The sequence below is a fragment of the Lentzea kristufekii genome, assembly GCF_033949925.1.
In the GTDB taxonomy this organism is placed as follows: Bacteria; Actinomycetota; Actinomycetes; order Mycobacteriales; family Pseudonocardiaceae; genus Lentzea; species Lentzea kristufekii.
Genome location: NZ_JAXAVV010000014.1, coordinates 181,669 through 201,579, shown reverse-complemented (window position 1 = coordinate 201,579; position 19,911 = coordinate 181,669). Strand labels below are relative to the sequence as shown.

The following is a 19,911-nucleotide window of genomic DNA, read 5'->3' as shown; positions in this document are numbered from 1 at the left end:
ATGCGTGAAGTCCCGGACTTCCCCCAGCCGGGGGTCGTCTTCCGGGACTTCACGCCGGTTCTCGCCGACCCCGACGCCCTGCGCGCCGTGGTCGACGCCCTTCAGGACAAGATCGACGACAGCACCCAGGTGATCGCCGCCATCGAGTCGCGCGGCTTCCTCCTGGGTGCTGCCCTGGGCTACGGCTGGCGCTACGGCGTCGTGCCGCTGCGCAAGCCGGGCAAGCTCCCGGTCGTCGCCGACTCGGTGTCCTACGCGCTCGAGTACGGCGAGGCGTCGCTGGAGCTTCCCGCGGACGCCATCCAGCCGGGCCAGCGCGTGGTCGTGGTGGACGACGTGCTCGCCACGGGCGGCACCGCCGAAGCCGCGTGCACGCTCGTCGAACGGGCCGGCGGCATCGTGACCGGTGTGTCGGTGGTGCTGGAGATCCAGGCTCTCGGTGGCCGTTCGCGCCTCGCGGGCCGTGACGTGCAGGCACTGATGACCGTGTGACGTTCTAAGCGGTGAAGGGGGACGGGGCGGATGCCTCGTCCCCCTTTCTCGTACAGGGGTCAGCCCGTGACCGGCACGACGAACCGGTAGGCGACCACGACGGTGATCGCCCACAGGAAGAAGAAGATCGGCAGTCCCAGCACGATCAGCTGCCAGGCCTTCATGTCACCGTGCCCGACGCGCGTCAGGGCGGCGGAGGCACCGAGCCACGGCACCACCCCGAGCAAGGCCGCGCGGGCACCCTCGTCGCCCCCGTTGGTGACGAGGTTGAGCAGGACGATCGCGGCGTACCAGATGCCCGCGAACGCCAGGCAGTGCCAGATCGGCCGATGTGAGTGCACGCGCCCATTCTCTCAGCGGACCACGAGCTGGAACGCGACGCCCACGACTACGAAGAGCATCGCGACGAGGAACGACAGCGCGAGGTAGAGCGGCAGCGTCAGGAAGATGAGCACCCACGGCTTGATCCTGACCTTCAGCGCGATCAGCCACGTGACCAACGCCGTGAGCAGCCAGATGATCCCACCGCCGACGAGCGCGCCCCGCAGCCCGCCAGCGCCGTAACCCGTCCTGTACGCCACGATGACCTGGACCGTGATGCTGGCGACGTACCAGACCGCGGCACCCGCCATGCAGTGCAGGAACGGCGTGCCGCGCCGCACGGCCGGTGGTGGAGCAGGAAACATGAGCGGTCCCCCCAGACCTCGTTCACGTCGAGTGATCGATCATGCCAGCTCCGCGACCACCCGTCACGGCGATTGCGAACAAAAGTCGCGTTCAGGCGAGCGGCGGCGGCGCCACGAAGGCGGCCCCGATGCTGACGAACACCAGCGTGACCAACGAGGCGGGCGCCGTCACGACCGCGATCTCCCACAGCTTCGGCGCCTTCGCGCGGCGCAGCACCAGCCAGCTCAGCGTGGTCGCGACCACCCAGCCGACCGACGAGCCGATGATCGACCTCGGGTCGATGTAGCCGGGGTCGTCGAGGGCGAGGTACGCCATCGTGCCCAGCCACACCAGTGTCATGGCGGCGCACCAGATCAGAGTCCTCACGGGGGCGAGTCTGTCAGGCGCTCCCAGTCGATTCGCCTCGGCCGCTCTCCGGCTGAGGCGACGGTTCCGCTTTGATGTCAAACAGTCACCTTCCGTGATTGTTGATGCTTGCGCGCTCGGGAGAGTCGAGAGTCCATCTGGCCTAGTGGCGCGCTGCACTCATTGGTGAGGGTCGAAATCTTATTGCCGAGCAGGCGGTGGTGTTGTTGGGCGCTGTTCGTCTCAATGGACAAATTAAGGACAGAATGTGGACAGGGCGACGTGTCGTCCGGAAGAGACTGCTCAGAGCTGTTTCTTTGGCGGTTGAGCTGTGTCGGACCACGGCTGCGGTGCGATCTGCTCATTCTGGTGAAGGTGTTCGATTCTGTTGGCTCAACTCCAATGGCTTGGGTTGGCAGCGCGCATTCCGGCTGCGCTGTTCGGGTGTATTTACGGCGGACCTGTTACTCCGGTCGGGTAAGAATCAGTATTCACTTGACAGGCGGAGTCAGGCCCAGGGTAGAACTACTTACCGTGACGACCACCACCGACGTGTCCCATGACCTGCGCGGGTGGCTCAGGGCGCTCGACGACGCTGACCTCGGTGTGGTGCTGATGCTGAGCCCGCCGCTGCGCGCAGCGGCGAGGCTTTCTTGCTCTGCGGGCGGGCGGGCGTCATCGAAGCGCGAGGTGCGAGCGGCACGAACGTGGCTCGCCAAGACGCAGGCGCATCAGGTGGCACGCGTCGCTGTGGCGATGCTGCCGCTGTCGGCCGAGCTGCTCAGGCGTTGCCTGTCGTTCGACGAGGCCGTGATCGACGACCCGACGAGCGAGCAACTCGGCGAGATGCTCGTGGCACTCGGTCGCCTCTTGGGGACGCTGACGCTCTTCGGCGTCCTGCTTGGTGACGTCACGGCCACGCCTCTCGCGACGAGGTGCCGCGCTGAGTTGGAGGGCGCACTTCGCGGCGCCGCAACGAAAACCCTGTCAGATCTCATTCGGAGCGGAGAACCTCACTTGACCTTTGGTGCGGACAGCGAGGAGCGCGAGACCGGACTCGAGCAGCGGGTGACAGAGCTACGGACCCTCGCCGCCGAGGTGTCGTCCGCCCTGCGTGCGCTGGCCGACGACGTGGAACGAGGTGCCGTCGCGAGTCAGGCGGTGGACGTCGACCGGTACACCGCGTCGCGAGATCGGCTCGTGCGTGATCTGGAACTCCCGGAGGACGCGGTCTTCGCCGACGCTGACGCGCGCTTGGAGGACCTGCGGAAGCAGGAGGCAGAGCGGCAGCGCGCGGAGAAGTCGATCGCCGAACTGGCGGAACAGATCCGGGGGCTCGAGACCTATCTCGCCACCGTTCCGGAGGAGGCCAAGGGTGGCTTGGAGGCCACTCTGACCGTGCTGCGCGAGAAGCACCTGGCGCTCACGTCCACAGAGGACGCGCTGAACGTGCAGGTGCCCCTGCCGGAAACGCCGGAACCAGTGCTGGAGGAACCGGAGCCGGTGCCGCAAGAGGAGGCGGCGCTGTCGGCTGGTCCCGAGCCCGAGCCCGAGCCCGAGCCCGAGCCCGAGCCCGAGCCCGAGCCCGAGCCCGAGCCCGAGCCCGAGCCCCAGCCCCAGCTGGGTGCCGTAGTGCCGGACAGCGCACCGGTGAAGGTGGAGCGGCACGACGCCCCTCAGCTCGAACTTCCGCAGCAGGACGAGTTCGTCCACGGTTGGGACGAGGGCGACCTGCCGCTCGCGGTCGAGCTGACGCGCGAGGGCCGGCTCGGCGAGGCGTACTGGTTGACGGCGATGTCGGGTGAGTTCGACCGGCGCGTGTCTGCGCTCCGATTCGCCGCGGCCGCCTACTCGGTCACGAGCAACGCGGAAGCGACCGCTGTGCTGGCGGCACTCGACCTGGACGCCCAGGAGCTCAGCTCCGACACCGAGGCGGCCGTCCTCGTTACCACGGCAGCACTGCGCGCCGGGCTGGTCGCGGGGTGGGGACACCCTCTGATCGCGCAGATCGACGTCGACCAGACGCTGCCCGAGGCCTGGAGGGCGCTGGTCGAGACGTGCGTCGCGGCGGTGCGCAGGGAGTACCGCGTCGACTTCGAAGTCGGTGTCGTGCGGCCCCAGGAGGACGTGCACGAAGCACGCGCCGAGCTCGGCAGGCAGGCGACGGTGCTGCTGGAGGAGCTCCCCAGGCGCAAGACCAACTACCAACGCGCGACCAGGGTGCTCCAGCGCCTCCTGGTGGCCGGGCAGCCGTTGTCCAACGCGCTCACCACTGTGCTGGCGTGGTCCGAAGGGGCGTCCAACGGACAGGCAGTGTCGGAGATCGCCACCGAGTTCGCGGCGCCGGAGGCGATCGATCGCATGATCGAGACCGCGGACGCGGCGATGCGGACGCCCAAACAGTCCAGGGTGCCGATCGTCGCCACGGCGTTGCGCACTCTGCGTCGCTCCGTCGAGGAGGTCTGCGCCCTCGTTCAGGAGGCCGACGCGGTGAGCAGGAGGCTGACCGCGTCCGAGTCCGACGACGCCGCCCTGGGAGCCAAGCTGCTCAGGGCCGCCGCCGAAGCGCGTGCGGCGGACGTGCCGTCCGGCATGGTCGGTGCCGCCGTGTCGTTGCTGCACAAGTGGCTCGAGTCGACCACAAGTCCGGTGTGGACCGGGTACAGCGCGAGCGACTCTCCACTGGCGAGCGGAGTTCCAGGAATCGCTGAGCCCAGTGCCGATGTGCTGCTGCCGTTGCCTGACCTGCCGCGCGACGCACAGGGCAGGCCGAACCAGGACGATCCGCGCACGTCGGCCGTGTTGGCCCGGTTGAGGGAACCGCTCGACCTGGACGCGGCGGTGCGGTCCTACTGCGAGGCCGGTGACCTGCACAGCGCAGAGCGGGTGATCGAGCTAGCCCAGGACGGCTTCTGGCGGGGCGCTCGCGTTTCGGCATCCGCGCGGGAGAAGGTCGTGGCGGCACGGGAGTCGTTCACTCGCCGCTACAACTCGGAGTTGAAGAAGGCGCACGAATTGTTCGCCCGGGTTCGCACGCAGAACCTCCTGAACCAGGACGAGGAGACCGCGGTCAACGGTCGCTTGGTGGCACTCGGCAAGGTCATGGACGGTCAGTTCGACGGCCGGTTCGACGAGGCCTTGCGTCAGGTCGACCTCCTGGTGGACCACCTCGACGCCAAACAGCGCTCCCGGGTCGAGAAGCTCCGCGCCGAGCTCGCGGCGCTGAACCTCGCCGACGACGATCGCCGACGGGTGACCGGACTGCTGGACGACGACGACACGGTGACCGCAGCGGAGTTCTTGGCGTTCGCCAGGGAGGGCAAACCGTTGCCCGAACACGGGGAGCTGTCCGGGCAGGACCTCAGGATGTTCGCCGAGGTACTGACGCGGGGCGGCGCCCGCGGGCTGACGGTTCCGCAGACCGGTGCGTCTCACTGGGCCCAGCTGATCCTGAACGGTGGAGCGCTGGCCGAACTCGGTGCTGCGGGCGTCCGAGCCTGGGACTCGCTCACCGACACCCGTCAGCACAGCGGCGACAAGATGCCGGGCGCGGTGAGGGACATCCTGCGAGTGCTCGGCCTGAACTCCGGCTCTAGGCCGCGTGACCACCAGCCGCGGCAACGGCGCGGATTCCGCAAGTTCCGCGTGCAGGGCGTGCCCAGCGACGGTTCCTACGTCTCGGCGCTCGGCTCGGCGGCGACCGAGTACAACGTTACGGTGGTCGTCGAGGAGCGCCGCGGCCGGTCCGTTCTCGACGACGTTCTGGGCCAGGAGGAATCGGGACGCGCCAACATCATCCTCTACCTGCACCCGATGGACCTGGCCGCACGGCGCCAGCTCGCCGCACAGGCCGTCGGCTCACCGGCACAGGCACTGGTGGTGGACCCCGCGGTCTTCGGCTGGGTCGCCGCCACGGCGCCGGGTTCGTGGCGAGCTACGCAACGGGTCACGTTGCCGTGGACCGCGTTCAACCCATACACGCCCTTCGTCGCCGGACTGGTACCACCCGAGGTGTTCGTGGGGCGGGCAAAGGAGATGGCCGAAGTCGTCGACGCGCACGGCGGCCTGTTCATCTACGGCGGGCGTCAGCTCGGCAAGTCGGCGCTGCTGCGCAGGGTCGAGGCCACCTTCAACTCGGTGGAGGACCAGCACGCGGTCTACCTCGACCTGAAGGGCCGGGGCATCGGCGAGGCCGAGCCCGCCGGGCGGATCTGGCGCGAGCTCGTCGTCGAGCTCAAGGAACGCGGCCTCCTGCAATCGAAGATCGCCAGTGACGTCTCCGCCGACGACGTGGTCACCCAGATCCGCACGTGGCTCAACAACAACCCCGGCAAGCGGTTGCTGCTGCTGGCGGACGAGGCTGATGCGTTCCTCACCGCGGACTCGCGCGGCGTGCCGACGGCGGGCGGCGTCGCGACCTTCCCGAACGTGTTGCGGCTCAAGGAACTCATGGAGTCCACGGACCGGCGGTTCAAGGTCGTGTTCGCCGGTCTGCACCAGGTCCAGCGCTTCGGGCACCTGTCGAACGTACCGCTCGTGCACGGTGGGCCCGACGTCCTGGTGGGTCCGCTGGACGCCGCGGACGCGCGCAGGCTCGTGGCGGAACCATTGGCGGCGCTGGGATACGCGTTCGAACAGCCCGAGCTGGTGTGGCGCTTGCTCGCCGCGACGAACTACCAGGCCAGCCTCATCCAGATCTTCTGCGAGGAACTCGTGAGGACGTTGCACAACCGGGCTTCCCACGTCCAGGACCTGCCGGTGCGGATCAGTGAGAACGACGTCGAAGCCGTCGCGGCGAACAACCGGGTCCGCGCGCGGATCGCTGAACGCCTCCGCATCACGATCAACCTTGAGGACCGCTACCGGGTCCTGATGCTGATCATCGCCCTGGAGAGCCTCAACGACTCCTTCGGCGCCGACTACGGAGCGGACGAACTCCTGGAACAGGCTCAGGTCTACTGGCCCGCCGGGTTCAACGACATGACAGTCAAGCAGACCGGCATCCACCTCGACGAGATGGTCGGCCTCGGCCTGCTCATCAGGTTGTCAGGGCAGGACCGGTTTGCGGTGCGCAGCCCGAACGTGGTCAACATGCTCGGTACCAAGACGGACCTCGAACGGGAGCTGCTCGAGACCGACTTCGATCTGCCCTACCAGTACAACCCGCGGGATGCGCGCAGGTTGCTCCTGGTCGACGACACGGGCACCGACCTCAGGAGCCCTCTCACCGACGGGCAGCTGTCGGATCTCACCAACCCGACCGCGGGGGTGTCGGTCGTTGCCGGCTCGGTCGCACTCGGCATCGATCGAGTGGTGGACGCCGTGCGCGCCTACGCCGAGGTGCGCGGGCTCAACGCACCTGTCTGCAGAAGCGCGATGGAGGTGCAGTCCGCCCTGCGCCGCAAGGGGCAGCTGCTCGTCGTCGCGGACCTGCGGGGAAAGCAGCAGACCGAGATCCGTCGCGCGCATCAAATGCTGGCTGACGCTGGAGTGGCCGCTGTGCTGGTGCTGGAACGCGACACGGCGGAGAAGCTCGGCACCGAGCTGGTGCGGCTGACGAGGTGGACGGCGGGGAGCCTGCGCAGCTGGCCGGAGTGCCCGTTCGACGTGTTCGCCGACCGGACGCGGCTGATCGAGGCCACAGGGGGCTGGCCGCAGCTGGTGGAGAAGTCGATCAGTGCGGTCGTCCGGCGCGGCCGGACGCAGGGGCAGGCGATCGAGGCCGTGACGCGCAGCGCCGCAAACCAGTCGTGGGCCGCCGACTTCCTGGATCTCGCCGGGGTGGGACCGGCCCTGCGTGATCGGATCAGCGTCTGGGTCGACTACTTCTACCCCGGCGACCCGGTGTCGCCCGCCGACGTCGCGGAAGCGATGGAAACCGACCTGGTTCAGGTGACGGTCTTGCTGCAAGAGCTCGCGGACTTGGGAATCCTCGACGAGGGTCCCCTCGGTGTCTCCCTCGACCGGCTCGTGCACAACTGCCTGACGACGTTGCACCGCACGTCGTGACCGGGCAGACGTGGGAACTGGCGGCGTTGCCTGGCCCGCGGGGGCATCTTGACGCCGTTGTGCGCGATCTCGACGACGGGCTCAGCTGCGTTCTGGTGTTCCCGGACGAGCTCGTCGAGCGAGGCACGGCCGACGAGCTCGTGCAGGTGCTCGGTCTGCGGTCCTGCGGCGTCCGGGTGCGGCCGTTGTCCAGCCGCCGGGTCGTCGTCCTGGAGACTCCCCACTGGGAGAGCCCAGCGACGACGGCGCTTCCGGAGTGGGCGCGGGACACGTTCGGCCCGATCGAGTTCGACGACGTTCCGCACGTGTCGCCGGCGGCGGTCGACCGGCCGGAGGAGACGGTCGTGGACCGGTTGTGCGAGGCGTTTCGCATCTCTGAGGAGGGTGACCCACTGGTTCAGCTGGTCACCGGCGACCACATGACCGGCAAGGTGATCGTGCTGTGCGGCTGGGACGGCTGGGACTCGGCGGACCTAGGCGCGTGCGTGGGCCGTTTCACCGCACTTGTGAAGGAACACGGGATTCCGCCGGCGGAGAGGCCCCGGCTCCTGATGGTGGTTCGTGAGGACGACGTGCCGACGTCCGTGCAGGAGCGGGTCGACCAGGTCACTACGAGGGTGCACTGGTGGTGGGACGTGTACGGGAGGCTCGACACGGCGACGGTCGCTGCGGAGGTTCGTAGAGGGTCGCCCTGGCAGACCAGCAAGGGGAGGGTGACCACCCTTCGAGAACACGTCGCGGCCGAGGTGCTGGTCGAGGTCGCAGGCCCTGACCTGCTTCTGGCAGAGCACCTCGCCCAGTCGTGGGACGGCAGGGTCGCGACGCTCGCCGACCAGGTCACGGCACTGCCGCACGACACAGCCGACGACCTGGTACCCGCGGAGATCGCCGGCCGGACGGGAGGTGCCCGCCCGCCACAAGCGCTCAGACGTGCGTGGCGCAGGGGAGTGGTGGACCGGTGGGACGGGCGCCTACGGATCAGTCCCGCGGCCAAGGTGCTGACCTCGAACCAGGTCGATCTCGACACACTCGTCTGGCGCGGCCAAAGCCGGGCGCTCATGCCGATGGTCGACGGATGTCGTGCACATCTGGAGAAGGTGCTGCGGGCTCGAGTCTCTAAATCGGTGGTCGAGTCGCTGGTGCAGGGCCACGCCGACGAGCAACGGCGGCGCGGCCGGCACAGGCACGGTGTGGTCGAGCTGGGAGCGATGGCCTGGTCTGTGAGCACGAGACAGGTGCACCTCTCGCAGGCAGACGCCGACCTGTTGTTCCGCGCCTGGGACATCCGCAACGCGTTGGCCCACCTGCACCCGCTGAGCGATGACGAAATCGATCGCCTCGCAGCGGTGATGCCCGAAACACTTTGGTGAATCCCTGGGGATATTGGACTTAATCGGCATTGATTTCTTTTTGTTTGTTGCGTGCGTGGGTGCTCATGTGCGCGTTGTGCGCTAACGGCTCCTATGGAAACTTCGCCTGTGCTGTTCACCCGAATGTGTCTGCGCTGACGTGCTGGTCCGCTGCGATCGCGCGGTATGGTCGAACGCATGAGCGAACCGGAACTCCGTCTTCTGTCCACCGACGAGCTGCTTGCCGCAGTCGTCGGAGACGTGGCGGAAATTCGCGTTCTTGAGAATCGCATGATGCGGAAGATCGCTGAATTGTCCCGCCGCGGGGCCGCCGCCGAGCTGGGGTACAGGAATGTGGCGCACGTGCTGCGCCACGCCGTGCGCTGGGACCTGAGGACCGCCCGTCAGTGGGTCGCCCGCGCCGAGGTCCTGTCCGGCCCGCTGCTGGAGCTCCCGGTCACCGCCGCCGCTGTGGCGGAGGGTGCTCTCTCCGGCGACCACATCTCGGCGGTGGCCGAGGTGATGAAGGAGTTGCCGCCCGAGGCCGAACGGTCTGTGGTCGAGTTCGCCCTGGCGCACGAGCCCAGCGCGGTGCGTGCGTTCGGCAGGGAGCTGGCGTACCGGCTCTACCAGCGCGACGAGGAGCCGGGCGAACCCTGGGCGGAGCAGCCGGCCAACCGGCTGCGCATGGAGTGGAAGGGCGAGCAACTTGAGGTGTGGGCGAGGCTCGACAAGATCACCGGCGCGAAGTTCGAGGCGCTGATCGACCCGCTGGCCGCACCCCGCCCGACCACTCCGGAAGAAGGCCCTGACGCCCGCTTGCGGGCCGAACGCGAGGGCGACGCCTTCGCCGACCTGATCGACCTCGCGCTGCGCGCCGACGGCCTCCCCGAGCACGGCGGCGAGCCGGTGACCCTCACCCTGACGATGGCGTACGCCGACCTGGCCGCCCAGACGGGCTTGGGCGTGCTCGACAACCGAGTCCGCGTCCCCGCCCCTCTGGTCCGCCGCCTCGCCTGCAACGCGGGCGTGATCCCGGTGGTCATGGGCGGCCGCTCCGAACCGATGGACGTAGGCCGCAAGACCAGAACCTTCCCCGCGGCCATCCGCCGCCTGCTGGTCGCCAGAGACCAGGGCTGCACCTTCCCCGGCTGCGACCGCCCGCCGAAGCACTGCGACGCCCACCACGTCAGATTCTGGTCGGAGGGCGGCGAGACGTCGGTCGGCAACGCGGCCCTGCTGTGCCGCCACCACCACACCTTGATCCACCAGAGCGACTGGGAGGTGCAGCTCCACGATGGAACCCCGACCTTCATCCCGCCGGCATGGCTCGACCCCGCCCGCGTTCCGAGAACCAACACCAGGCTCCGGACCGGCCGCCACGTCGCCTAGCAGCGCACCCGTTTTCATCCGAACGAGCTGGTTCGTGGAGGAGGGCCAATGCCTACCGTCGGACGAATGACTGCGATCACCTCCACCGCCTACAGCCGCGACCTGGGCGACGAACTGCGCCGCCTCCGCGAGAAGTTCACCGGCCTGACCGGCCACGCCTTCGCGGAACAACTCGGCTGGGACCCGAGCAAGGTCTCCAACATCGAGAAGGGCAAGGCGCGCGCGAGCGAGATCGACCTCGTCCAGTACCTGATGACGTGCGGCCGCGACAGCAACCACTTCGAGGCGTTCCGAGAGCGCTACCGCTACGCGTTCGACCCGTATGTCCTGCAGGTCTCGGACAACCTGCGCACGATCGCCATGGCAGAAGCGACGGCCAAGAAGATCACCAGCTTCGACGGTCTGACAGTGCCGGGCCTGATTCAGATCCCGGAGTACGCGCGAGCGTTGTTCACCGAGGGTGGGCACACCGCGCCGGAGGACGTCGAGACGTACGTTCAGCATCGGGTCGACCGGCAGGCAATCATGAAGCGGCCCGATCGCCCGGACTGTCTCTTCTACGTGCACGAACTCGCCTTGCGGATGCTTGTGGGCGATGTGCGGATCATGGAGGAGCAGTACCTGCGCATGCTCTTCCACACGCACATCCTCCGCATCGTGCCCATGTCGGCGGGCGCGGCCATCGCGACGAGATCGGCGCGCATGCTGTTCAGCTTCGAGAAGCACACGCCGTTGGCGTACAGCGAAACGGATGTGGCTCAGGTATTCGCCCACGACGGCAAGGCCATCGCGAACAGTCGAGAGTTCTTCAAGTGGTTGGATGCCCGCGCATTGGATGAGGGAGAATCGCGGAGCCTGCTGGCGAACTACGTCGGCAGACTGCGAGAGGACTCTCATGGCGGCCGAGCGGACTTGGCGTAAGAGCTCCTACAGCGGTGACACGGCGAGCGGTTCGTGCGTCGAGGTGTCGCTCGCCGGGGACGCTCTCGTGCGTGATTCGAAGGCCGCCGGCGGTGACGTCCTGGCGTTCTCCGTCTCCGCCTGGCGGGCGTTCGTGGTGAGCGTCGCCTGATCGGCCCAGCGGTAGTTTGCGCGGCGTTCACCGTGTGAGCTGTGCCGCTCAGCGCGCCATCGGAAGTTTCCCCATCGTAAACGCGTTATCCTCGGTACTCGCGAGACCCGAGGAGCGTGGGGTTGAGTCAAGACACCGAACCCGCTGCGACGGTTGTTCAACCGTCGGCGACCCGGCGTGTGCGCGCCCGCCTTGCGCGGCGTATCACCGCCCAACGTGCGGCCCCGGTGAAGCAGGTCCTCGAACCTCTCGCCGCCGTGCACCGTGACCTCCATCCCAAGGCCGATCTGGCGCTTCTGCAGCACGCGTACGACGTTGCCGAGGAGAAGCACCGCCCGCAGCGCCGCAAGTCCGGCGACCCGTACATCACGCATCCGCTCGCCGTGGCGACCATCCTCGCCGAGCTGGGCATGGACACCACGACGCTGGTGGCAGCGCTGCTGCACGACACCGTGGAAGACACCGACTACTCGCTCAACCAGCTCAAGGAGGACTTCGGAGAAGAAGTCGCCCGGCTGGTCGACGGGGTCACGAAGCTCGACAAGGTCAAGCTGGGGGCAGCGGCCGAGGCCGAGACCATTCGCAAGATGGTCATCGCGATGGCGAAGGACCCGCGGGTCCTGGTCATCAAGCTCGCCGACCGGCTGCACAACATGCGCACCATGCGGTTCCTGCCGCCGGAGAAGCAGGCCCGCAAGGCCCGTGAAACGCTCGAGGTGCTCGCGCCGCTCGCCCACCGGCTGGGCATGGCGACGGTCAAGTGGGAGCTGGAGGACCTCGCGTTCGCGATCCTGCAGCCCAAGAAGTACGACGAGATCGTGCGCCTGGTCGCGAAGCGCGCGCCGAGTCGCGACACGTACCTGAGGTCCGTCGTCTCCGAGCTGAACACCCAGCTGGAGAGCGCGCGGATCGTCGCGAAGGTCGAGGGCAGGCCGAAGCACTACTACTCGATCAACCAGAAGATGATCGTCCGCGGCCGGGACTTCGACGACATCCACGACCTCGTGGGCGTCCGGATCCTCGTGGACGAGGTGCGTGACTGCTACGCGGCGATGGGCGTCGTGCACGCCGCCTGGCAGCCCATGCCGGGGCGGTTCAAGGACTACATCGCGCAGCCCCGGTTCGGCGTGTACCAGTCGCTGCACACGACCGTCATCGGTCCCGACGGCAAGCCCCTGGAAGTGCAGATCCGCACCCAGGAGATGCACCAGAGGGCCGAGTACGGCATCGCGGCGCACTGGCGCTACAAGGAGACCAAGGGCACGCACAACGGCAAGTCCGTCGAGATCGACGAGATGGCGTGGATGCGTCAGCTCCTCGACTGGCAGCGGGAAGCCGCGGACCCCGGTGAGTTCCTCGAGGGGCTGCGCTGGGACCTCGCCGCGCGCGAGATCTTCGTGTTCACCCCCAAGGGTGACGTCGAGACGTTGCCGACGGGCTCCACGCCTGTCGACTTCGCCTACTCGGTGCACACCGAGGTCGGTCACCGCTGCATCGGCGCCCGTGTGAACGGTCGTCTCGTCGCTCTGGAGCGCAAGCTCGAGAACGGTGAGGTCGTCGAGATCTTCACCTCCAAGGCGGAGGGTGCGGGCCCGTCCCGCGACTGGCTGAGCTTCGTGGCGTCCCCGCGCGCCAAGGCGAAGATCAAGCAGTGGTTCGCCAAGGAGCGCAAGGAAGAGGCGATCGAGCAGGGCAAGGACGCGATCACCAAGGAGGTCCGGCGTGTCGGGCTTCCGATCCAGCGCCTGGTCAGCGTCGACTCGATGCAGGCCCTCGCGAAGGAACTGCACTACCCGGACATGAGCGCGTTGTACGCGGCGGTCGGCGAGGGGCACACCTCGGCCCGCCACGTCGTGCAACGGCTCGTCGCGCAGCTCGGCGGTGTCGACCACGCCGAGGAGGAGCTGGCCGACCGCGCCACCCCGTCCACGGTCACCCGGCGCCGCCCCACCGGCGACGCGGGCGTGATCGTCAAGGACGCGGGCGACGTGTGGGTCAAGCTCGCCCGTTGCTGCACTCCGGTGCCGGGCGACGACATCCTCGGCTTCGTCACGCGCGGTGGCGGCGTGTCGGTGCACCGCACCGACTGCACGAACGCGGAGGAGCTGCTGAAGTCGCCGGAACGGCTCCTCGACGTCGAGTGGGCGCCGTCGTCCTCCAGCGTCTTCCTGGTCGCCATCCAGGTGGAGGCGCTCGACCGGCACCGGCTGCTCTCGGACGTCACGAAGGTGCTGGCCGACGAGCGCGTGAACATCCTGTCGGCGTCGGTGACGACGTCGCGCGACAGGGTGGCCGTCAGCCGGTTCTCGTTCGAGATGGGCGACCCGAAGCACCTCGGCCACGTACTGAAGGCCGTGCGCGGCATTGAGGGCGTCTACGACGTGTACCGCGTGACGTCGGCCTCGTAACCGGGGCAAGTCGCACGAAAGGGGCCCCGGAGCGAGTTGCTCCGGGGCCCCTTTCAGGTGCGGGTGGCGACTAGTTCGCGACCAGTGCCGACTTGATGTCGACCGGGGTCTTCGGCTTGCCGTCGCCCTGGCCGGGCTGCTGGGAGATCGTGCCGGTCTTGGCGACCTCGTCGACCTTCTTCAGCGACTCCTCGTCGACCGTGCCGAAGACGTTGTACTTCGCCTGCAGGTTCGAGGCGTCGCCGTAGACGATGAAGAACTGCGAGCCGTTGGTGTCCGGGCCCGAGTTCGCCATGGCGAGCACGCCGCGGCCGTAGGTGAGCTCCGGGTAGACCTCGTCCTTGAACGAGTAGCCGGGGCCGCCCATGCCGTTGCCGCCGGGGTCGCCGCACTGCAGCACCTGGATGCCGGTCACGGTGAGGCGGTGGCAGGTCGTGTTGTCGAAGTACTTCTGCTTCGCCAGCTCCACGAAGTTGTGGACGGTGCACGGCGCGAGCGAGCGGTCCAGGTTCAGCTTCAGGTCACCGATGGAGGTGCCGAGCGTGACGCCGACCGTGCCGGTGGTGGGCTGCTCGCCGTTCGCGGGAGGAGTGTTCTCCTTGGCCGCCGGCTCCTGGCCCTTCGTGTATTCACAATTCACCTTCGCCGGAAGCGCCGTGGGGCGCTTCGCGATCTGGTGCATCGCGGTGGGGATGTTCTCCGCCTTGTCCACCGACTCCTGGGTGGGAGTCTCCGACGCGGCGGCGTCACCATTCCCGAAGACGTCGTTAGTCGCGAGGAACCACACGCCACCTCCGACGAGCGCAACAACGACGACCGTCGAGACGACGGCGATGATACGACGCTTCTTGGCCCGCTCGTGGCGGTAGACCATCTGACGCTCAAGCTTGCGCTTGGCTGCCGCGCGTCGCTGCTCGTTGGTGGGCACGTGCTCCCTCCCCAGGGACTCATGCGAATAGGGCGGTCGGCTCGGGAGTCTAGGGCCTGGGCATATGAGCTTTGTGTGGTGGTTAGGCTGTCGTTGAACAGGGAGGTCATTTTCGTGCTCGTGATCGGGTTCCCGACTGGTGCGCTCCAGGCGAACTGCTTCGTCCTGGCGGCCGGTGAGGGCGAGCCCTGCGTGATCATCGATCCCGGTCAGGACGCGGTCGAGCCGATCGAGCAGGCCCTGCGCCAGCACCGTCTCGCACCTGTCGCCGTGCTGCTCACGCACGGGCACTTCGACCACACGTTCTCCGTCACCCCCGTCTGCGACGGCAACGACATCCCCGCGTACATCCACCCCGATGACGTGGAGATGCTCGCCGACCCGTTGAAGGGCATCAGCCGCGAGTCCGCCGCGTTCTTCGGGGGCAACCTGGAGATGCGGGAGCCGTCCGAGGTCCGCGAGCTGGCCGACGGCGCCGCGCTCGACCTCGCCGGTCTGCAGATCACCGTCGACCACACGCCGGGCCATACCGGCGGGTCGGTGATGTTCCGATCCGGTGTGCAGGAAGGCGGTCGCCTGGTGATCTCGGGTGACACGCTCTTCGCCGGTTCCATCGGACGCACCGACCTGCCCGGCGGTGACCACTCACGAATGCTGTCGTCTCTGCAGAACAAGGTCATGACCTTGCCCGACGACACGGTGGTGCTGCCCGGCCACGGCCCGACGACGACCATAGGCCGCGAACGAGCGACGAACCCGTACCTGCTCCAACTGCAGGACGCCGTTCAGACGAACGACGCGCCGGCCGCCCCGCACCGAGGACTCTGAGAAACGTGTTTTCCGCACCCAAAGGCGTTCCCGACTACATCCCGCCGACGTCCGCCGCGTTCGCGCACGTCCGGTCGACGCTGACCCGTGCCGCCGAGCTCGCGGGCTACGGCTACATCGAGCTGCCCGTCTTCGAGGACACGGCGTTGTTCTCGCGCGGTGTCGGCGAGTCGACCGACGTCGTGACGAAGGAGATGTACACCTTCCTCGACCGCGGTGACCGCTCCATCACCCTGCGCCCCGAGGGCACCGCGGGCGTGATGCGGGCCGTGATCGAGCACAGCCTCGACCGCGGCTCGTTGCCGGCGAAGCTCTACTACGCGGGCCAGTTCTTCCGCGCCGAGGCGCCGCAGGCCGGCCGGTACCGGCAGTTCCACCAGGTCGGCATCGAGGCGATCGGCATCGACGACCCGGCCCTGGACGCCGAGGTCATCGCCGTCGGCGACGCGGGGTTCCGCGCGATCGGCCTCACCGGCTACCGGCTGGAGCTCACGTCGCTGGGCGACGCGAACTGCCGTCCCGCGTACCGCGCGCTGCTGCAGGAGTTCCTCGCGAAGCTGCCGCTCGACGAGGCGACGCGGAAGCGGGCCGAGCTGAACCCGCTGCGCGTGCTGGACGACAAGCGCCCCGAGGTGCGCGCGCTGGTCGCCGAGGCACCGCTGATGGTGGACCACCTGTGCGACGCGTGCCGTGAGCACTACGAGCTCGTCAAGGGGTACTTGACCGAGCTGGGCGTGAAGTTCGTCGAGAATCCGCGCATGGTCCGCGGTCTCGACTACTACACGAAGACGACGTTCGAGTTCGTCCACGACGGCCTCGGTGCCCAGTCGGGCATCGGCGGCGGCGGTCGCTACGACGGCCTGATGGCGCAGCTCGGCGGTCAGGAGCTGTCCGGTGTCGGCTTCGGTCTCGGCGTCGACCGGGCGCTGCTCGCGGCGCAGGCCGAGGGCGTGCTGCCGGAGTTCAGCCGGGTCGACGTGATCGGCGTGCCGCTGGGCGAGGCCGCGCGGGCGCGCCTGGTCGCGATCGCCGGTGAGCTGCGTGCCGCGGGCGTCCGGACCGACCTGGTCTACGGCGGCCGTTCGATGAAGGCGGGCTTCAAGGCCGCCGACAAGTCGGGCGCGAGGCTGGCGCTGGTGCTCGGTGAGCGCGACCTGGAGGCCGGCAACATCGGGGTCAAGACCCTCGCGACCGGCGAGCAGGTCACCGTGCCGCTGGCGGACGTGGTCGAAGAGGTGCGGAAGGCGCTGTGAGCGACGACAAGCTCGTTCTCGACCTGCTCGACAAGGCGACGGTCCGCAAGCGAGCGCGCATGGTGGCGATCGGCGGCATCATGGTCGCCCTCGCCTTCGGCGCGATCGTGGGTCTGATCGGTGGCCGCTGGCCCGGCGTCATCGCCGGGGCGATCGTGTCGGTGCCGGTGATCCTGCTGGCCATGTCCGAGGCGCGCCGCACGGTGTGGCTGGAGGGCACGACCGTGTACGTGCGGGCGTTCGGCACGCGCAAGGTCGACCTGGCGGTCGCCGACGCCCTGGACCTGCTGGTCACGGACCTGCGCGGCGCCCGGACCGTCGGCCTGTTCGTGCGCGGCGGCAAGAAGGCGATCAACATCGCCCTGTCGATGTACGCGGGAACGGGCGGCCGCGAGCTGGGCGTCTACCAGCTCCGCCGGCTCGCTGACGCGCTGGCCGCACGCGGGGACACGCCGGGGCTGGTGTTCTCGGAGCTGCTCGTCGCTCAGCTGCGCGCCGAGGCGCGCGGCATGGCGGCGGCGGAACGGCCGCTGTACCGGCTCGGCTCGCTGGCGCCGGCCGGGCGGATGGCGCAGAAGCTCCATCCGGACGCCGTCTCGAAGTTCGTCACGTCGCTGGACTGAACCGGCTCAGGTGCCCCAGAGGCCCGAGGGCGGGGCGGGGGAGAGGGTCGCGGTCGCATCGGTGGTGACCGGTGCGCCGCCGATGAACTTCGTCAGCCCCGTCCCGTGCTCCACCCGGCCGGGGAACGGGTCTCCGGCCGTCGCGCGGGTCAGCTGCTGCATGGGCAGGCCGTTGTGCGACGCCATGATCACGAAGTTGCCGAAGCGCCTGCCGCGGAACACGCCCGGTTCGGCCATCACGCAGACGTGTTCGAACACCGAGCGCACGGTCGCGCACTGGGCGCGGGCGAACTGCAGGCCGTTGCCGTCGCCGATGTTCGCCGCGTAGATGCCGTCGCCGGCGAGCGCGGCCGACGCCTGCTCCACGAACTCGACCGACGTCAGGTGCGCGGGTGTGCGGGCTCCGGCGAAGCAGTCGGTGATGATCAGGTCGAACGAGCCGGGGCGTGCTTTGACGAGCACGGCGCGGGCGTCGCCTGTGGTGATCTTCACCCGTGGGGGTGGCGGGAGTTCGCGGCGGATGAACGCGATCAGCCCCGCGTCGATCTCGGCCACCTGCTGAGACGCCCGAGGGAGTAGATCGGCCACGTAGCGCGCTAGCGTGAGAGCGCCACCACCGAGGTGGAGCACACGCGAAGGCGCGGTGAGATCGACGATGTGACCCAGCCGGCGGACGTACTCGAACTCCAGGTAGGTCGGGTCGTCGAGGTCCACATGCGACTGTGGGGTTCCGTTGACCCGCAACGTCCAGGAGTTCCGTCCACCGAGATCGGGGACCAGTTCGGCGACGCCGGAGTCGATCGACTCGGTGATCGCCTCTGTGTCGGGCCGCTGTCTTCCCACTGCTCTATTGTCTCATCGCGTGTGTCAGCTCTGAGGAGGAACCCAAGTGCAGGTCATCGCCAACGTACTGCTCGCCCTCGTGGCGTTGATCCACCTCTACATCGTGGTGCTGGAGATGTTCCTCTGGACGACGCCGCGCGGCCAGAAGGCGTTCGGCCTCACGCCCGAGTTCGCGCAGGAGTCGAAGGCCCTCGCGGCGAACCAGGGTCTCTACAACGGGTTCCTCGCCGCCGGTCTGATCTACGCGCTGATCCGCCAGGACTTCGGCGCGTCCGTGCTGTTCACGGTGTTCGTGATCGTCGCGGGCGTCTACGGCACGTTCACGGCGAGCCGGAAGATCTTCTTCGTGCAGGTGGTGCCGGGCGTGCTGACGCTGCTCTTCGTGCTCTTGGCTCACTAGGACGTTCCCACGGCCCCTTGTCGGGGTCGTAGCCGGTGAAGAGGTCGCCCTCGATGCGCGCGGGCCGTGGCTTTTCGGGTTTCACGGGCTTCGCGGCACGCTTCACGGTCTTCGGTTCGGGCTCAGGCTCGGGTTCGGGGTCCGGCTGTGACACGGGCTGGGCGATGGGGGCGACCTCCTGGCGTACCGCGACCAGGGCGGCCAGGGCGGTGGTCACCGGGATCGCCGCCACCAGGCCGATGCTGCCCACGAGCGTGCGGACGATCTCCTGCGCGATCTGCTGCGCCGTCAGGATCTCGCCCATCGACCGCCCGGCCAGCGAGATCGCCAGCAGCAACGGCAGCGCGGCGCCCGCGTAGGCCATCACGAGCGTGTTCACGACGGACGACATGTGGTCGCGCCCGATCCGCGAACCCGCCGCGAAGAGCTCGCGCCACGTCAGCTTGTCGTTGGCCCGGCGAAGCTCCCACACCGCGCTGGTCTGCGTGACCGTCACGTCGTCCAGCACGCCCAGCGCGCCGATCAACGTGCCCGCGAGCAGCAGTCCGCGGGTGTCGATGTCGGTGCCGAGGAGCGTGACGAGGTTCGTCGTGTCCTCGTCCAGGCCGGTCAGCTTCGACACGGCCGAGAACAACGCGCCCAGCACGCCGATCAGCGCGAGGCTGACCAGCGTTCCGAGGACCGCTGTCGACGTGCGCGCCGATATGCCGTGCGTCAGGTACAGCACCATGAACATGATCAGCCCGGCGCCGACCACCGCGACCATCAACGGGTTCTCGCCCGCGAGGATCGACGGCATCACGAACAGCACCAGCACCACGAAGCTCAGCAGCAACGCGCCCAGGGCGGCGAGCCCCTGCCATCGGCCGAGCAGCAGCACGGCGGCCGCGAACAGCAGTGCCAGCACGGCGAGTGACCAGCCGCGCTGGAAGTCGACGATCTGGTACGACTCGGCGGCCTGCGGCTGGCTGCCCGCGTAGGACAGCACCACCTCGTCGCCGACCTGGAAGCTCGGCGCTCCGGGACCCTTCACACTCGGGATCGTGACGCTCTGCCCGCTCGCGGCACCATCGGTCATCCGCACGGTCACCGCGACGCACTTCTCACCGCAGTTCGCGGCCACGCCGGTGACGACGGCCTCGACCGGCGTCTGGTGCAGGCCGATCTCCGCGCCGGTCTTCTGCTCGTGCCCGAACGGGTACAGCAGTGCCGCGCCGACGACGGTGGCCAGCGCCAACGGCACCAGCAGCCACATCAGCAACATGCGCACGCGCTGCGATGC

At 68.5% G+C, this 19,911-nt stretch carries 17 protein-coding genes; 11 read left to right on the top strand and 6 right to left on the bottom strand.

All coding sequences use genetic code 11. The features are described from left to right. Entirely contained in the window at positions 1 to 492 is a 492-nt protein-coding gene (locus SK571_RS27765) for an adenine phosphoribosyltransferase (protein ID WP_319987029.1), read from the top strand. A 59-nt stretch (positions 493 to 551) separates the two neighbouring features. On the opposite strand, the gene SK571_RS27760 is transcribed toward SK571_RS27765, so the two are convergent. The 3 genes from SK571_RS27760 to SK571_RS27750 all read right to left on the bottom strand — a co-directional run bounded on the left by SK571_RS27760 (position 552) and on the right by SK571_RS27750 (position 1,545). Continuing rightward, a complete protein-coding gene (locus SK571_RS27760; RefSeq protein ID WP_319987028.1) occupies positions 552 to 833 on the bottom strand; it encodes a hypothetical protein in 282 nt (93 codons plus the stop codon). A gap of 12 nt (positions 834 to 845) precedes the next feature. Further along, positions 846 to 1,178, bottom strand: a complete 333-nt coding sequence (locus SK571_RS27755) for a hypothetical protein (protein ID WP_319987027.1) — start codon at positions 1,176 to 1,178, stop codon at positions 846 to 848. A gap of 91 nt (positions 1,179 to 1,269) precedes the next feature. Continuing rightward, positions 1,270 to 1,545, bottom strand: coding sequence for a hypothetical protein (locus SK571_RS27750; protein WP_319987026.1), 276 nt, complete (start codon positions 1,543 to 1,545; stop codon positions 1,270 to 1,272). Between the two features lie 513 nt (positions 1,546 to 2,058). Here SK571_RS27750 and SK571_RS27745 point away from each other — a divergent pair. From SK571_RS27745 to SK571_RS27720, 6 genes are all read left to right on the top strand, one after another. After that, positions 2,059 to 7,533 (top strand): hypothetical protein, encoded by a 5,475-nt coding sequence (locus SK571_RS27745; RefSeq protein WP_319987025.1) that lies wholly within the window; start codon positions 2,059 to 2,061, stop codon positions 7,531 to 7,533. Beyond that, positions 7,530 to 8,903 carry a hypothetical protein gene (locus SK571_RS27740; RefSeq protein ID WP_319987024.1) on the top strand — a complete coding sequence of 458 codons (1,374 nt, stop codon included), beginning with the start codon at positions 7,530 to 7,532 and terminating at the stop codon, positions 8,901 to 8,903. Before SK571_RS27745 ends, SK571_RS27740 begins: the two co-directional genes overlap by 4 nt. A 177-nt stretch (positions 8,904 to 9,080) precedes the next feature. Further along, complete coding sequence (locus tag SK571_RS27735; RefSeq protein WP_319987023.1) at positions 9,081 to 10,274, top strand: HNH endonuclease signature motif containing protein; 1,194 nt, start codon at positions 9,081 to 9,083, stop codon at positions 10,272 to 10,274. A gap of 66 nt (positions 10,275 to 10,340) precedes the next feature. Continuing rightward, positions 10,341 to 11,195: a helix-turn-helix domain-containing protein gene (locus SK571_RS27730; RefSeq protein ID WP_319987022.1), complete on the top strand. Its 855-nt coding sequence runs from the start codon at positions 10,341 to 10,343 to the stop codon at positions 11,193 to 11,195. Beyond that, complete coding sequence (locus tag SK571_RS27725; protein WP_319987021.1) at positions 11,170 to 11,346, top strand: DUF397 domain-containing protein; 177 nt, start codon at positions 11,170 to 11,172, stop codon at positions 11,344 to 11,346. Before SK571_RS27730 ends, SK571_RS27725 begins: the two co-directional genes overlap by 26 nt. A 122-nt stretch (positions 11,347 to 11,468) precedes the next feature. Next, on the top strand, positions 11,469 to 13,754 hold the full coding sequence (locus tag SK571_RS27720; RefSeq protein WP_406602038.1) for a RelA/SpoT family protein: 2,286 nt from the start codon (positions 11,469 to 11,471) through the stop codon (positions 13,752 to 13,754). Between the two features lie 70 nt (positions 13,755 to 13,824). On the opposite strand, the gene SK571_RS27715 is transcribed toward SK571_RS27720, so the two are convergent. Next, positions 13,825 to 14,682: a peptidylprolyl isomerase gene (locus SK571_RS27715; protein WP_266040662.1), complete on the bottom strand. Its 858-nt coding sequence runs from the start codon at positions 14,680 to 14,682 to the stop codon at positions 13,825 to 13,827. A 114-nt stretch (positions 14,683 to 14,796) separates the two neighbouring features. Here SK571_RS27715 and SK571_RS27710 point away from each other — a divergent pair, with 114 nt between their 5' ends. Genes SK571_RS27710 through SK571_RS27700 form a run of 3 tightly spaced genes read left to right on the top strand, consistent with a single transcriptional unit; the run spans position 14,797 to position 17,386 of the window. Further along, positions 14,797 to 15,510: an MBL fold metallo-hydrolase gene (locus tag SK571_RS27710; RefSeq protein ID WP_266040661.1), complete on the top strand. Its 714-nt coding sequence runs from the start codon at positions 14,797 to 14,799 to the stop codon at positions 15,508 to 15,510. Then, positions 15,507 to 16,763 (top strand): histidine--tRNA ligase, encoded by a 1,257-nt coding sequence (gene hisS, locus SK571_RS27705; RefSeq protein WP_319987085.1) that lies wholly within the window; start codon positions 15,507 to 15,509, stop codon positions 16,761 to 16,763. The genes SK571_RS27710 and hisS overlap by 4 nt, the downstream gene beginning before the upstream one ends. Then, entirely contained in the window at positions 16,760 to 17,386 is a 627-nt protein-coding gene (locus SK571_RS27700) for a hypothetical protein (RefSeq protein ID WP_319987019.1), read from the top strand. Before hisS ends, SK571_RS27700 begins: the two co-directional genes overlap by 4 nt. Before the next feature lie 6 nt (positions 17,387 to 17,392). Here SK571_RS27700 and SK571_RS27695 read toward each other — a convergent pair whose 3' ends face one another. After that, the gene (locus SK571_RS27695) at positions 17,393 to 18,229 is read right to left on the bottom strand and encodes a spermidine synthase (RefSeq protein WP_090072466.1); all 837 of its coding nucleotides are present in this window, start codon (positions 18,227 to 18,229) and stop codon (positions 17,393 to 17,395) included. A gap of 46 nt (positions 18,230 to 18,275) precedes the next feature. Here SK571_RS27695 and SK571_RS27690 point away from each other — a divergent pair, with 46 nt between their 5' ends. Continuing rightward, on the top strand, positions 18,276 to 18,629 hold the full coding sequence (locus SK571_RS27690) for a DUF1304 domain-containing protein (RefSeq protein WP_319987018.1): 354 nt from the start codon (positions 18,276 to 18,278) through the stop codon (positions 18,627 to 18,629). Here SK571_RS27690 and SK571_RS27685 read toward each other — a convergent pair. After that, positions 18,550 to 19,893: a YibE/F family protein gene (locus SK571_RS27685; protein ID WP_319987084.1), complete on the bottom strand. Its 1,344-nt coding sequence runs from the start codon at positions 19,891 to 19,893 to the stop codon at positions 18,550 to 18,552. The two genes, SK571_RS27690 and SK571_RS27685, sit on opposite strands and share 80 nt — an antisense overlap. Positions 19,894 to 19,911 lie beyond the last annotated feature (18 nt).

Excerpts from the sequence above, each read along its gene's own strand:
- SK571_RS27765 (WP_319987029.1), top strand. The coding sequence starts at position 1 with ATGCGTGAAGTCCCGGACTTCCCCCAGCCGGGGGTCGTCTTCCGGGAC.
- SK571_RS27755 (WP_319987027.1), bottom strand. The coding sequence starts at position 1,178 with ATGTTTCCTGCTCCACCACCGGCCGTGCGGCGCGGCACGCCGTTCCTG.
- SK571_RS27735 (WP_319987023.1), top strand. The coding sequence starts at position 9,081 with ATGAGCGAACCGGAACTCCGTCTTCTGTCCACCGACGAGCTGCTTGCC.
- SK571_RS27730 (WP_319987022.1), top strand. The coding sequence starts at position 10,341 with ATGACTGCGATCACCTCCACCGCCTACAGCCGCGACCTGGGCGACGAA.
- SK571_RS27725 (WP_319987021.1), top strand. The coding sequence starts at position 11,170 with ATGGCGGCCGAGCGGACTTGGCGTAAGAGCTCCTACAGCGGTGACACG.
- SK571_RS27685 (WP_319987084.1), bottom strand. The coding sequence starts at position 19,893 with ATGTTGCTGATGTGGCTGCTGGTGCCGTTGGCGCTGGCCACCGTCGTC.